Origin of the sequence: Streptomyces sp. NPDC050856, from assembly GCF_040653855.1 — a bacterium.
Taxonomy (GTDB): Bacteria; Actinomycetota; Actinomycetes; order Streptomycetales; family Streptomycetaceae; genus Streptomyces.
The window spans coordinates 19,087-32,244 of the sequence record NZ_JBFAGV010000020.1 but is presented as its reverse complement, the minus strand read 5'-3'; the positions used below and the strand labels follow the sequence as shown (position 1 = coordinate 32,244).

Genomic DNA, 13,158 nt, shown 5'->3' with positions numbered 1-13,158 from the left:
CGCTCCGGGACCCCGCGCCCCGTTTCGCGCACCACCCCATGGGCACTCGGGCGCCATGACCGGTACGGACGCGGTGACGCACACTCCCGCGCGACTCTCCGCGCCGGACGCGGCCCGGGTGGCCGTCCAGGTCCTCGCCCCCGCCCTCGCACCGGGCCCGGCCACCCACCGCCGCCCCGGCCGGGCCCCCGCCGGGTGCGCGGGCGACCGGCGTGCCACCGGGCTGCTCACCGAGCTGCGTGACCGCTACGGCCCCGGACCCCTGCGCCTGGACCTGGCCGGGCGCCGGTTCGCGGTGGTCCTGGACGCGGGCGACGCGGCGCACGTCCTGGCCGGCACACCCGACCCGTACTCCCCGGCGGCCCGGGACGACCACGCCGCGCCGGACCGCTTCCGGCCGCACGGGGTACTGGCCCCGTCCGGTGGACGGCGGGACGAACGGCGCGCGTTCAACGAGGCGGTGCTGGAGTACGGTTACCAGTTGCACAGCTCGGCCCCCCGGCTGGTGCGCACGGTGCGCGAGGAGGCCGGCCGGCTCCTCGGGGCGACGGCCGGCGGCGACGGCGAGCTCGACTGGGCCGCCTTCTCCGCCGCCTGGGACCGCGCCGTGCGCCGCGTCGTGCTGGGCGACACCGCCCGCGACGACACCGCGCTCACCGCGATGCTCGGGCGGCTGCGCTCCGCCGCCGACCGGTCCGCCGCCGGACCCCGCCGCGCCGGGCCCCGCCGGCGGTTCGACCGCCGACTGCGCGCGCACCTGGCCCGGGGCGGGCCGGGCAGCCTCGCCGCCGCCCTCGCCACCACTCCGGCGCGGCCCGGCACCGACCCGGCGGGGCAGGTACCGCACTGGCTGGCCGCCTTCGACGCGGCCGGCGTCGCCGCGTTCCGCACCCTGGCGCTGCTGGCCACGCACCCGGCGAAGGAGACCCAGGTACGCAACGAGCTGGCGGTCACCGACCTCACCGAACCGCGGCTGCTGCCCTACACCCGTGCCTGCGTCCTGGAGTCGGTACGCCTCTGGCCCACCACCCCCTTCCTGCTGCGCGAGTCGGTCCGGGCCACCACCTGGGGCGAGGAGGTCCTGCCGGGCGGTACCGCGATCCTGATCCACGCCCCGCTCTTCCACCGGGACGCGGAACTGCCGTACGCCGACCGGTTCGTACCGGAGATCTGGCTCGACGGCACGGCCCAGGACACCGAGGCGCTGATGCCGTTCAGCGCCGGCCCGGCGGAGTGCCCGGGCGAGGACCTGGTGCTCCTGGTCACCTCGACGGCGCTCGCCGCGCTGCTGGAGCGCCACACCTACCTGCCCGGCGACCCCGCCCGGCTCCGGCCCGACCGGCCCCTGCCACCCACCCTCGACCACTTCCGGCTGCGCTTCACGGCGCTTTCCCGCTGACGCCGCCGGTCGCTGTGTCATGATGCGAGAGCCTCGCCAAGGCCGTGAACGGAAAGGTTTGGCATGGCTCCTCGCTCCGGAAAATGGCAGCGCGTGCCCCTCATCCCGCAGAGCAGACAGGAGACGGGGGCCGTCGACCCCTCACCCGTTCATTCCGCGCTGATGCGCGAGTGGAAGGCACTGGGCCGAACAGTACCGGGAGTGCCGGACCACGAATGGGACGTGCTGATGTCCCGTCCGGTTTGGCCGTACCGCTGAACCGTCCGCACCGCCCGACCTCTCCGCGTTCGAGTGAAAGACGGGCAACAAATCCCTCGACGGTGTCCTTTCGCTTTCGTGTTCGTTGGGATTTTCCCAGCGGAAGCCGGGCCGCCTCCCAGGGGCCCGTTCGCCACGAAACACGTGGCAGGACTTCCTCTGCGGAAAGGAAGCCGAGGCGATGGCGGACGCCGAGGCGAACGGGGCCGCTGTCGGCTCCCGGGCGTCCTGTCCGGCAATGTCGTCCAGGTGCCGATTCATGTTCCGGTCAACCTGTGCGGCACCACTGTCAACGTGATCGGCCTGCTGAACCCGGCCTTCGGCAACGTGTGCCTCAACAAGTGATCTGACATGTGAAGGCCTCGGCCACCCACGAGCCGGCCCCTGGGATCCTCCGGGGCCGGCTCTTCGCGTTCCGTGCCGGATTCCCGGCGGTACGTCGGCCCGCACCGCCCGCACCGTGCGCATCGTGCGCCAAGCGGGCGACACATTTCCCCGATGGCCCAACAAAAGCCGGGCCGGAATTCCCGATCGGACCATTAAGAATACTTTCGAGCCAGGTGACGGGCACTGCCGGAGCGTGGCGAAGGAGTCGAGATGGCCGACCGGAAACGGCACAGGACCAGCGCCTGGTTGGGGGCCCTCACCGCCGGGCTGCTGGTCGCGGGCGCCGCCGCCCCGCCCCTGGCCGGCGCCGCCGCCCGCCCGGCGGCCGGTGAGCCCGCGCCCACCGGCCACCCGTCGGTGGCGGCCGAAGAGCCGGCCCCGGCCGGGGAGACCGTCCCGTCGCGGCCCACCGCGCTGGGCGCCTACCTGCACTACGGCCCGCCCGGGATCAGCCGCATGGCGGAGCTGCAGGCCTGGCTCGGCGGCACCGAGCTGCGCGCCGGCCACACCTACCTCCCCGGTGACGTGTGGAGCAACATCGAGGGCAGGCCGGGCTTCCTGGAGGACTGGGCGGCCTGGCGACGCGCCGACGCCGACCGGCTGTTCGTCCTGAACGTCCCCATGCTGGAGGCCAATGAGAGCCACCTGCCGGACGGCGTCGTGCGCCAGCTCCTGCGGCTGGGCGCCGACGGGCGCTTCGACCACCACTTCCGGGCCCTCGCCGAACGCCTCGTGGGGCTGGAGGTGCCCGACACGGTGGTCGTCCTGGGCTGGGAGATGAACGGCACCACCTACACGCACCGATGCGGACCGGACCCGGAGGCGTGGAAGACGTACTGGCGCCGCATCGTCACCACCATGCGGTCCGTGCCCGGCCAGCGGTTCCGCTTCGACTTCGCGCCCAACCGGGGGCGGGACGCCGTCCCGTGGACGGAGTGCTACCCGGGTGACGACGTGGTCGACATCGTGGGCATGGACTCGTACGACCAGCCGCCGGGCGAGAGCTTCGACGAGCAGGTGGAGCAGCCCTACGGGCTGCGCGCGCACGTGGAGTTCGCCGCCGCGCACGGCAAGCCCGTCTCGTACCCGGAGTGGGGCCTGTTCCGCAACGGCGACAACCCCGAGTACATGCGGCGGATGCTGGAGTGGATGGACCGGCACAAGCCGCTGTACCAGACCATCACCGACTACTGCCCGCACGGGGTGTGGCAGTGCGCCGGGAACCCGAGGTCGTCCGAGGTGTTCCGCGCCATGCTGTCCGGCCGGAACACCCCGCCGGCACCCCCGCGGGACGTCCCCGGGCGGCCCACTCCGGAGCCGGAACCGGAACCCGAACCGGAACCCGAGCCGGAACCCGAGCCGGAGCCGGAGCCGGAGCCGGAGCCGGGTGAGGGTACGGAACCGGGTGGGGAACCCGGCGCCGGGCAGGTGTGCCGGCCGCTCCAGCTCGGCGCCTGGGTGGAGCGCTGGCTGGGCGGCGCCCTGTGCGTCCGGTCCGACGGGTGGACCCGTCAGCGCCGGTGAGCCGCCGCGAGGGCGTGGCGCAGCCGCCGCGCCCACGGCCGGTCCCGCAGCCGCCGGGCCGCCCACTGGCGCCCGCCGGCGTACGCCGCGCGCAGCCACAGCGCCACCGCCAGCCGGCGCCGGGCCAGCAGCAGCCGCTGGTTGGTGACCGGCTCGGGGCGCCAGTGGTGCTTGTACGCCTCGTCGCCGCGCAGCAGGCTCAGCGTGCCGCGCCCGTTCGCGCCGCACTCCCGCACCCCGCTGCGCATCAGCAGGGTGGCCACGTCCGCCTTGCGGGCGCGCAGCACCGGGTCGGCCCCGTACAGGTAACCGCCCGACAGCCGCGGTGACATCAGCCGCAGGTCGGTGGCGACCACGTCACCGGCCATCGTGAACTCCGTCAGCCGCGCCTCCCCGGACTCCACCATGGACCGCACCGACCGCTCCAGGTGCTCGGCGAACCGCTCGCTGAGGTGTTCCGCCGTGACGGGCCGCCCGGCCCACTGGCGCCGGTGCAGGTCGAGCAGCCGGCGCAGCGCCCCGGGCACCTCCGGGGCGGGGACGGCGTGTTCCTCGATGCCCAGCCGGTCCAGTCGGCGCAGCCCGGCGCGCACCTTCTGGGCCCGTGCCGACGGCAGGCGGGCGACCAGCTCGTCCAGGGGGCGGACGGGCAGTTCCAGGCAGGTGGAGTCCGCCAGCCGGCGGCGCGGGCCGCGCCAGTGCGCGTACACCCGTTCCACGGCGGCGCCCCGGCGCACCTCGCGCAGGTCGATCAGGGCGGTACGGGCCAGCTCGCGCAGCGCGCCGGCCAGCGCGGACGCGGCCTCGTCGGCGCGGGTGTCGTCCAGCAGGACGTCGCAGAAGTCGGTGATGGCCCCGCCCAGGGGGGCCAGTACCGGTACCGCCCCGCGCACCCGGCGCAGCGGGGCGGCCGCGACGAGCGTGCCGGTACGGCGCACCAGGACGACCCGCAGGTCGCCGGGGGTGCCGTAGGAGAGCCACCAGGAGTGCAGCCAGGAGTGGGACTGGAACGGGGTGGCCGTCCGGCACCGGCGGTACAGGTCCGTCCACTCGGCGGCCAGCCGGCCGAACTCCGCGCCGTCCTGGCAGAGCGTGACGTCCACGCCCGGGTCGCCGGCCGGGGCGGGCCCGCCGGTCACACCCGCTCCCGCTGGGGCGTGGCGCAGGCGGCCGGGCCGGGCACGGCGGCGTACCGCTCCGGTGGCTCGCGCCGGGGGCGGACCAGCAGCGCGAGCCCGCCCAGCAGTCCGCCCCCGCTGCCGCCGACGAGCACGGCGAGCGGCAGCGACGGGGAGACCGGGCTGGTGGGCTCGCCGGCCCGGGAGAACGGCAGGACCTTCACGCCCGTGCTCCGCTGGGTGTGCGCGCCCTTCAGCACCAGGGCCCTGGCCACGCTGTCGGCCATGTCCGCCGCGGTCCCCGGGCGCGGCGCCCGGGCGGTGACGGCGATCATCGGGGCGTCCGGCGAGGTGGCGGCCCGTACGCCCGCGCGCAGGGCGGCGGTGGAGACGCCGGCCGCCACCTGGGCGTCGCCGGTGACCGCGATGTCGGTGGCGACCCGCCCGTACGCCTGGGCCAGGCCCATCGCGGCGGCCGGGTCGGCCTTCCCCGCGGGCACCACGATGACGTAACTGGTCGCCGCGTACTGGGGGGTGACCGACAGTCCGTACGCGGCGCCGCCCAGCGCGCCCGCCAGCGCGGCCAGCGGGACGAACCACCCGCGGGGCAGCCGTTTCAGCCGGGTCAGGGGCGACGTGAGGCGGGTGAACAGGACGCCGGTGAGGCGCAGGGCGATCCGCGGCGTCGTCAGCGGGGCGTTCATCGGGCACTCGCTTCGTGGTAGAGGGACAGCAGTTCCTGGGCGCTGCGGGCGATGTCGTACCGGCGTGCGGCGGGGGGCACCGGGAGCCGTTCGGGCCGTCCGCCGCGGCACACCTCGCGCAGCGCCGACACCACGTCGTGGACGGAGCCGCCGATCCGCCGCGCCCCCGGGGCCTCGCCGGGCGGCAGGTCCTCCAGCGCGGGACAGGCGGCGTACCGCACGGGCAGCCCGGCGGCCAGCGCCTCGACGATCGCGAGCCCGAACGCCTCGTCCGCCGACGGCGAGACGAACACGTCCATCGCCGACAGCAGGGCCGGCAGCCCCTCGTCGACCGCCCCGGCCCACACCACCCGGTCCGCGACCCGGCACTCGGCGGCCACCCGCGCCAGCCGCCCGCGCGCCTCCCCCTCACCGACCAGGAGCAGCCGGGTCCCGGGCAGCCCGGCCACCGCGCGGATCAGCGTGTCGAACCGCTTGCCGGCCGCCAGCCGCCCCACCCCGCCCACCACGACGTCGTCCGGCGCCAGCCCCAGCCGCCGCCGCGCCGCCCGGCCCGCCTCCGGGTCGTGGGCGAAGCGCGCCACGTCGATGCCGTTGGGCACCATCCGGATCCGCGCGGGCGGCACTCCCCACCCGGTCAGCCGCCGGGCCACCGTGCCGGACACGGCGACCGTCGCCGTGCCCAGCCGTTCCGTGGCCAGGTACAGGGCGCGGGCCCCCGGGCTCAGCGGCCTGCCCTCGATCTGCGCGGCCCCCAGCGAGTGCTCGGTGGCGATCACGGTGCGCGTCCCGGCCAGCCGGGCGGCGAGCCGCCCGTACACGCACGCCCGGTACAGGTGGGTGTGGACGACGTCGTAGCCGCCGTGCCGGATGAGCCGGGTCAGCCGGGGCAGCGCGGAGAGGTCGCGGTTGCCGCGCATGCCCAGGTGGGCGACCGGGACGCCGTCGGCGCGCAGACCGTCGGCGACGGCGCCCGGGTTGGTGAGCGTGACCACGGCGCTGCTGACCGGCAGGTGGCGCAGGAGCAGCCGGAGCTGCTGTTCGGCGCCGCCGATGCCGAGCCCGGTGATGACGTGCAGGACCTTCACGCGACCGGCTCCGGCCGTGGCTCCAGGTCGGCACCGGGGCGCCGCAGCAGGTGCAGCCGGCGCTTGGCGTACAGCCGCCAGCCGGTGTCCCGCTGCCCGATGTGCGCCCGCGGCAGCGCGAACTCGCCGCTCAGCGGCCCGGGGTCGATGGCGCAGCCGTAGGTGTAGCCCGCCTCGCGCACGGCCGCCACCACCCGGGCGTCGAGATGGCCGTAGGGGTAGCAGAAACCGGCCGGGGCGGTCCCGGTGATGCCGCGCAGCAGCTCCCGGCTGTGCCGGGTCTCCTCGCGCAGGACGTGGTCGTCGGCGGGCGGCAGGGAGACGTGCCGCAGCCCGTGGGAGGCGACCTCCATCCCGGCGGCGGCGCAGCGGCGGACGCCGTCCTCGGTCAGCAGCGGCTTGACCGGCCCGGGCCGGTCCCACGCGTTGGTCCCGCCGAGCAGGCCGGGCAGGACGAAGACGGTGGCCGTGCAGTCGTGGCGGCGCAGCAGGGGGACCGCGTGGTCGAGGAAGTCGGCGTACCCGTCGTCGAAGGTCAGGCCGACCAGCCCGCGCGCCCCGCCCCGGCGGGCGGCGTCCAGGAGCCGGCCCACACCGACGCCGCGCAGCCCGCGCGCCCGGAGCCAGCGCAGTTGCCGGTCGAGACGGGCGGGGTCCACGGTCACCCGGTACGGGTCATCCGCGGGGTCGTCGATCGAGTGGTACATCGCCACCCACAGGGGCGGTTTCGGCAGGGGCATGGGCGCGCCTTCGGACAGCGGATCGGAACAGGGAGCGGAGCAGGGAGGGCACCACCGGCGCCCGCAGCGCGCACGCGGTGGCGGGGAAGACGACGGCCACCGCGGCGAGGACCGCGAGGACGGCGAGGAGCGGTGGGCCGGCCGCGCACAGCAGGCCGGCGGCGGTGGCGGCGGCGGTGGCGGCGGTGGCCGCCGCGGTCAGCCGGGCCAGGCCCGCGGCCACCTCGCCGACGCGCAGCGGGACGCTCTGTCCCCGTACGCCGGCCAGCAGCAGGCCCGCTGTGAGCGTGATGCCGAGCGCGTTGGCGGCGGCGATGCCGGGGGCGCCCCACCGCCCGGCCCACAGCGAGCCGGCCAGGGCGGTCACGGCCACGCCGCAGGTCATGGCGGCGGCCGGGTACCACAGTGGGCGGGAGGCGGCGAAGTAGCAGCGGACCAGGGCACCCACCAGGGTCTGGCCGAGCAGTCCCAGCGCGTACACCCGCATGACGGCGGCGGTGGCGGCGGTGTCGGCCCGGTCGAACGCGCCGCGCTGGAAGAGCAGTTCCACCAGTCGCGGAGCGGCGGCGACCACGACGGCGGCGCCGGCCAGGACGACGACGGCGGCCAGCAGCAGATCGCGCCCGGCGCGGTGCCGGGCGGCGGCGGTGTCGCCCGCCGCGAGGGCCCGGGCCACGGCCGGGAAGCTCACCGTGCAGAGCATCAGGGAGAGCACCATCGGCAACTGCGCGACCTTCTGCGCGTAGTTGAGGTGCGAGATGGCACCGGCCGGCAGGGGCGCGGCGAGGAACCGTTCGACCAGGACCTGGGACTGGCGGCTCACCGCGAACACGATCACGGGGGCCAGCAGTCCGATGAGCAGCGCCGGCCGGGCCCCGGCCGCCCCGGCCGCCGTGCCGCCGCCCGGCCGCCGCAGCCGCCGCCACAGGGACGGCGCCTGGACCAGCACCATCAGCACACCGCCCGCCGCCACCCCGGCCGCCGCCGCGCGCACGCCCCAGCCGGGCCCGAGCAGCACGACCGCCGAGATGATGCCGGTGTTGTACGCCACGTAGACCGCGGCCGGCGCCAGGAACCGTCCATGGGCGCGCAGCGCGGCGGAGCAGTACCCGGCGAGCGCGAAGGAGAGCACGCAGGTCGCGGCGAGCCGGGTGCAGTCGACCGCGAGCCGCTGCCGGGGCAGCCCGGGGGCCAGCGCCGGTACCAGCCAGGGCGCGGCGAGCGCGAGCAGGCCCGCGGCCAGGGCGGCGGCCACCGCCATCCTGGGCAGCGTGGCCCGCACCAGCGCGCGTACCGGGTCGCCGGCCGGGGTGCGCCGGGCGAGCGCGGCGCTGAACGCGGGCACCAGGATGAGCGCCATCGCGTCCTCGATGAGCAGAGTGGCCGCGAACTCGGGCACCGTCCAGGCGACCAGGAACGCGTCCGTCTCGCCGCCGGCCCCGAAGGAGTGGGCGAGCAACTGGTCGCGGAGCAGGCCCAGGAAGGCGCCCGCCGCCGTCAGGGCGGCCGTGACCAGGGCGGCCCGGGCCAGGAAGCGCCCCGGCGGGGCGCCGGCCGCCGGGCCGGGAAGGCCGGTGGCGGAGCCGGCGGGCCGCCGGGCGAGCAGCGGGGTGTCAGCCATGGGCGGGGCTCGCCGCCCTTCCGGCCCCGGCGCGGGCGGCGCCCCCGGACACGGCCCCGGCGGTGTGGTCCGGCGCCAGCGCCCACCAGGCTGCCAGGCCCATCACCAGCGCGGTCAGCACCGTCGCGGGGCCGCCGATGTCCGCGTACACGAAGTCGGTGAGCTGCCAGACCAGCAGTCCGACCGCGACCAGCGCGCAGTCGGCGCCCGGGGCGGTGCGGCGGACGCGGGGCAGCCGGCCGAGCGCGCACACCAGCAGGGCCAGCCAGCCGCCGACGACGGTCAGCGCGCCCAGCAGTCCCTGCTCGCCCAGGACCAGCAGGTACATGTTGTGCGGGGAGAGCAGCGGCTGCCGCTGGAAGCCCTGTCCGGCTCCGGCGGTGTCGCTGCCGGAGGAGAGCGCCAGCGAGGCGTTGCCGTCCCGGTGCCGAGGGAAGCCCTTGAGCCCGACGCCGGTCACCGGCTCGGCCCGCCACATGGCGACCGCCGCGGCCCACATGGCGTACCGGTCGGTGACCGACCGGTCCGGGGCGGCCGTGACCCGCGAGATGCTGGCCACCCGCTCCTGGACGGGTTGCGAACCGATGCCGAGTCCCGCGACCAGGACGACCCCGAGCGCCCCGGTGGCCAGCGCCACCCGCAGCGCCCGGCGCGGCCCGGACAGCGCCAGTTGCAGGCCGCAGGCCAGCAGGGTGGCGATCCAGGCGCCACGGCTGAAGGACACCACCAGCGGCACCGCCAGCAGCGCGGCGCAGCCGGCGGCCGCGCTCCTGGCCCTGCCCGTGGCGGTGAGCGCGATGCCCACCGCTCCCACCAGCCCGTACGCGACGACCGTCGCCATGCCCATCACGTCGCCGGCCCCGAACGTGCCGACCGCGCGGACGTCCTCGCCCATGTACGAGGCGCCGGTGCCGGTCGCGTACTGGACGACCCCGATCGCGCCCTGCACCAGGGCCAGGCCGATCACCGCCCAGGTGACCAGGGCGAAGTCCCGCCGGTCGCGCACCAGCAGCACCACGGCCGCGGGCACCAGGACGAAGGTCTGGAGGTGGCGCACCACGCCGGGCAGGCCGGCGGCCGGGTCCTGGGCCGCCACGGCCGAGGCGCAGACGCCGAGCACCGGCAGGCCCAGCACCACGGCCGCCGTCCGGCTCAGCGGCCGGGCACCGTCCCGCAGCAGCCGCGCCAGGCAGCACACGACGAGCACGGCGGACGCCGCGTCCGCCGGTGTGCCCGTGCCGGCGGCCCCCCGGGCCGGCACGGCGAGCAGCGCGACCACGGCCAGCACCGGCACCAGGGGCAGCAGGGGCCGCAGCGGGGCGAGCGGGGACGGGGCGGTCGCGGCGGCCGGCCCGGGGCCGGGCGCGGGCACGCGCGAGGGGCCCGGCGCGAGGGCCGGCGCGGGCAGCCACCCGGGGACCGCCATCAGCTGCCCGCCGGGCGGACCAGCGAGACCGCCGTGCGCAGCAGGATGCACACGTCCTGCCAGAGGGACCAGTGGTCGATGTAGTGGTTGTCGAAGCGGCAGCGGTCCTCGATGGAGGTGTCCCCGCGCAGCCCGTGCACCTGTGCCAGCCCGGTCAGCCCCACCGGCATCCGGTGGCGCGCCGCGTACCCGGGGTGCGCCCGGCTGAACTGCGCGACGAAGTAGGGCCGTTCGGGCCGTGGGCCGACCAGGCTCATGTCGCCGCGCAGGACGTTCCAGAGCTGCGGCAGCTCGTCCAGCGAGGTGCGGCGCAGGAAGGTGCCGACCCGGCTCATCCGGTCGTCGTGGGCGACGCTCCAGCGGGTGGCCGCCTCCCGGTCGTCGGCCGGGCGCAGGGTGCGGAACTTCAGCAGCGTGAACAGCCGGCCGTCCTGGCCCACGCGCTCCTGGCGGAACAGCACGCCGGGCCCGTCGGAGAGCCGGACGGCCAGGGCGCACAGCAGCAGCAGCGGGGAGGCCGCCGCGAGCAGCAGCCCGGCGGCGGTGAGGTCGAACAGCCGCTTGGCCGGGCGCCGGCGCGGCACGTCCGGCGGGTCCAGCCGCCGGCAGCCGTACCCCCACAGGTGCCGGCCCGCCGGTCCGGGCCCGGGCTCGGTGGTGACGAGCCAGCTCGCGCAGCCGTAGTGGCCGAGGAGCGTGACCAGGTCGGGCCGGTCGGTGCCGGTGAAGACCGCCTCGGTCACGCTGTTCTGGACCACCGCCCGGTGGATCTCCTCGGTGGTCGTCAGCACCGGCAGCGCGGGTCCGGCCGCGGCCGGCCGGGGCCCGCCGGGCCGGGCGCCGACGATCCCGACCGGCCGGACGCCGTACTCGGGGTGCTGGGCCAGCGTGCCGGCCAGCCGCTGCGCGGCCGGGGCGGGGCCGACGACGAGCGCGGAGCGCGGCCGGCCGCGCAGGGCCGCGCGCCGCAGGTGGTGCAGGGCACCCCGGCCGCAGCAGACGAGGGCGAGGTGCACGGCGAACGCGGTGGCCAGCGTCGCCGGCCCGAGGGCCCGGTGCGGTGTCTGGGCGGCCAGCAGGGCGGCGGCGGCGCACCAGGCGATCGCGGCGCGGGAGGCGATCCGGGGCAGTTCGTCCAGGACGGAGGCCGGTACCGAGGCGGGCCCGGGGGCGGGGCCGCCGGGCCGGTAGAGACCGGCGTACGCGTCGAGGGCCGCCAGCAGTGCGCTGAGCTGGAGGAGCAGGGCGGCGGAGCGCTGCTCGCCGTCGAGCACCAGGGCGGCGAGCAGCACCGCGACGCAGTCGACGGCGACCAGGGAGGAGACGAACGGCGGCCCGGGCGCCGGCCGGCGCGGCGCCAGGGCCGTCCGGCCGGCGGAGCCGCGCGGCGGCGCCACACAGGGCACGGCGCTGGGCGCGGGGCCGGACGCGGTGGCGGGGGAGGCGGTCCGGTCCGCCGCCGGGACGGACCCGGGGGCCGGGACGGACCCGGGCGCCGGACGGGCGCTGGTGCTTTCCGTGGTCACTGGGCGATCGGCTCCTTGACGTCCCGGCCCCGAGGGGCGGCCACCTGGCGGTACACGTCCGCGAGGGCCTCCTGGGTGTGCCGGACGTCGAATCGGCTGCGTACGTGGTGATGGGCCCGCTGGCCCAGGGCCCACCGCAGGACCGGCCGCCGCAGCAGCCGGACGAGGGCGGCGGCCAGCGCGTCCGGGTCGTCGGGCGGGACCAGGCAGTGCGCCTCGTGCCCCGGGGGCAGGCTCTCCCGGGCGCCGTCCACGTCACTGAGCAGGACGGGGCGCCCACTGGCCATGGCCTCCAGCGGGGCCAGCGCCATCCCCTCCCAGCGGGAGGGGAGCACCACCAGGTCGGCGGCCCGGTACCAGGGCGCGGTGTCCTCGACGGCGCCGGCGAACACCACCGACGGGGGCGCGGCGGCGCGCAGGGCGGCGGCCGACGGTCCGTCACCGACCAGCACCAGCCGGGCGAGCGGCACCCGGGCGACCACCGAGGGCCAGGCCCGCAGCAGGGTGTCCTGCCCCTTCTGCGGGCACAGCCGCCCCACGCACAGGACGACCGGCGCGGACACCGGCGCCGCCGCCGTCGCTGTCTCCGCCGCCGTACCCGGCGCCGGGACCCGGGCCGGCGGCAGCGCCCGGGGCGGGCCCGGGACCCGGGTGGCGGAACGATCCGCCTCGGCGCGGAAGCGGGTGGTGTCGACGCCGTTGCGGACCACGGACCAGCGCGCCCGTACGCCCGCGCGCTCACCCCGCAGCCGTTCCGCCTCGCTGACGCAGACGATCCGGTCGGTCCAACGGGCGCCGGCCCAGCGCTCCCAGCTCCGGGCGAGCACGGCGGTCACCCCGCCCACCGCCTCGAACGACCAGGCGTGCGGCTGGTACACCGTCGGGACCCGCCCGCGCACCGCGAGCCTGACGGCCAGTCCGGCCTTGGCGCTGTGGGCGTGCACCAGGTCGGGGCCCACCAGCCGGACCAGCTCCACGACACGGCGGGTCTCCGCCGCGAGCCGCGGGCCCGGTTGGCGTCCGGCCCGCCAGGGGTGGACCTCGCCGCCCCGCTCCCGGACGGCCGCCGCCAGGGGGGTACCGGGCGGGCACGCCACGGCCACCCGCGCGCCCTGCGCCACCTGCGCGCCGACCATGTCGGCGACGACCCGGGCGACCCCGCCGTCACCCGGCTGGACCACATGCAACGCGGTGAATGGGAAGCGCACACGCACCCTTTCCACGGGGTTTCACGGGGCTTGCTGCGGAGCGAGTCGCCGGCCCGGCGATACGGAACAGAACGTGACCGGCAGAGGCGGGACAACCCGACTTAACCGACAGAAACGTTATAACGGACAACTACGGCATGAAGCAGATGAAACACCGTC

Annotated in this window: 10 protein-coding genes and 1 pseudogene; 3 read left to right on the top strand and 8 right to left on the bottom strand. The window is 77.0% G+C overall.

Annotated elements, in window-relative coordinates:
• Positions 1 to 55 precede the first annotated feature (55 nt).
• The 3 genes and pseudogenes from AB0H53_RS19000 (at position 56) to AB0H53_RS18990 (ending at position 3,568) form a co-directional block, all read left to right on the top strand.
• Positions 56 to 1,399: a cytochrome P450 gene (locus AB0H53_RS19000; RefSeq protein ID WP_362114185.1), complete on the top strand. Its 1,344-nt coding sequence runs from the start codon at positions 56 to 58 to the stop codon at positions 1,397 to 1,399.
• Between the two features lie 477 nt (positions 1,400 to 1,876).
• A pseudogene (locus tag AB0H53_RS18995) lies at positions 1,877 to 2,002 on the top strand (chaplin); the annotation flags it as partial.
• Positions 2,003 to 2,254: 252 nt separating this feature from the next.
• Positions 2,255 to 3,568, top strand: coding sequence for a glycosyl hydrolase (locus AB0H53_RS18990; RefSeq protein WP_362114182.1), 1,314 nt, complete (start codon positions 2,255 to 2,257; stop codon positions 3,566 to 3,568).
• Here the strand turns inward: AB0H53_RS18990 and AB0H53_RS18985 are convergent.
• From AB0H53_RS18985 to AB0H53_RS18950, 8 genes are all read right to left on the bottom strand, one after another.
• Complete coding sequence (locus tag AB0H53_RS18985) at positions 3,556 to 4,629, bottom strand: GNAT family N-acetyltransferase (RefSeq protein ID WP_362114402.1); 1,074 nt, start codon at positions 4,627 to 4,629, stop codon at positions 3,556 to 3,558. The two genes, AB0H53_RS18990 and AB0H53_RS18985, sit on opposite strands and share 13 nt — an antisense overlap.
• A 74-nt stretch (positions 4,630 to 4,703) precedes the next feature.
• Complete coding sequence (locus tag AB0H53_RS18980) at positions 4,704 to 5,390, bottom strand: lipopolysaccharide biosynthesis protein (RefSeq protein ID WP_362114179.1); 687 nt, start codon at positions 5,388 to 5,390, stop codon at positions 4,704 to 4,706.
• Positions 5,387 to 6,478, bottom strand: a complete 1,092-nt coding sequence (locus AB0H53_RS18975; RefSeq protein ID WP_362114176.1) for a glycosyltransferase — start codon at positions 6,476 to 6,478, stop codon at positions 5,387 to 5,389. Before AB0H53_RS18975 ends, AB0H53_RS18980 begins: the two co-directional genes overlap by 4 nt.
• On the bottom strand, positions 6,475 to 7,218 hold the full coding sequence (locus tag AB0H53_RS18970; protein WP_362114173.1) for a polysaccharide deacetylase family protein: 744 nt from the start codon (positions 7,216 to 7,218) through the stop codon (positions 6,475 to 6,477). The genes AB0H53_RS18975 and AB0H53_RS18970 overlap by 4 nt, the downstream gene beginning before the upstream one ends.
• On the bottom strand, positions 7,154 to 8,839 hold the full coding sequence (locus tag AB0H53_RS18965; protein WP_362114170.1) for a lipid II flippase MurJ: 1,686 nt from the start codon (positions 8,837 to 8,839) through the stop codon (positions 7,154 to 7,156). Before AB0H53_RS18965 ends, AB0H53_RS18970 begins: the two co-directional genes overlap by 65 nt.
• Positions 8,832 to 10,265, bottom strand: coding sequence for an O-antigen ligase family protein (locus AB0H53_RS18960; protein WP_362114167.1), 1,434 nt, complete (start codon positions 10,263 to 10,265; stop codon positions 8,832 to 8,834). Before AB0H53_RS18960 ends, AB0H53_RS18965 begins: the two co-directional genes overlap by 8 nt.
• Complete coding sequence (locus tag AB0H53_RS18955; RefSeq protein WP_362114164.1) at positions 10,265 to 11,791, bottom strand: exopolysaccharide biosynthesis polyprenyl glycosylphosphotransferase; 1,527 nt, start codon at positions 11,789 to 11,791, stop codon at positions 10,265 to 10,267. The genes AB0H53_RS18960 and AB0H53_RS18955 overlap by 1 nt, the downstream gene beginning before the upstream one ends.
• Positions 11,788 to 12,999, bottom strand: coding sequence for a glycosyltransferase family 4 protein (locus AB0H53_RS18950; RefSeq protein ID WP_362114161.1), 1,212 nt, complete (start codon positions 12,997 to 12,999; stop codon positions 11,788 to 11,790). Before AB0H53_RS18950 ends, AB0H53_RS18955 begins: the two co-directional genes overlap by 4 nt.
• Positions 13,000 to 13,158 lie beyond the last annotated feature (159 nt).

Coding starts and splice junctions, on each gene's coding strand:
- AB0H53_RS19000 (WP_362114185.1), top strand. CDS start 56: ATGACCGGTACGGACGCGGTGACGCACACTCCCGCGCGACTCTCCGCG.
- AB0H53_RS18960 (WP_362114167.1), bottom strand. CDS start 10,265: ATGGCGGTCCCCGGGTGGCTGCCCGCGCCGGCCCTCGCGCCGGGCCCC.
- AB0H53_RS18990 (WP_362114182.1), top strand. CDS start 2,255: ATGGCCGACCGGAAACGGCACAGGACCAGCGCCTGGTTGGGGGCCCTC.
- AB0H53_RS18970 (WP_362114173.1), bottom strand. CDS start 7,218: ATGCCCCTGCCGAAACCGCCCCTGTGGGTGGCGATGTACCACTCGATC.
- AB0H53_RS18965 (WP_362114170.1), bottom strand. CDS start 8,839: ATGGCTGACACCCCGCTGCTCGCCCGGCGGCCCGCCGGCTCCGCCACC.
- AB0H53_RS18980 (WP_362114179.1), bottom strand. CDS start 5,390: ATGAACGCCCCGCTGACGACGCCGCGGATCGCCCTGCGCCTCACCGGC.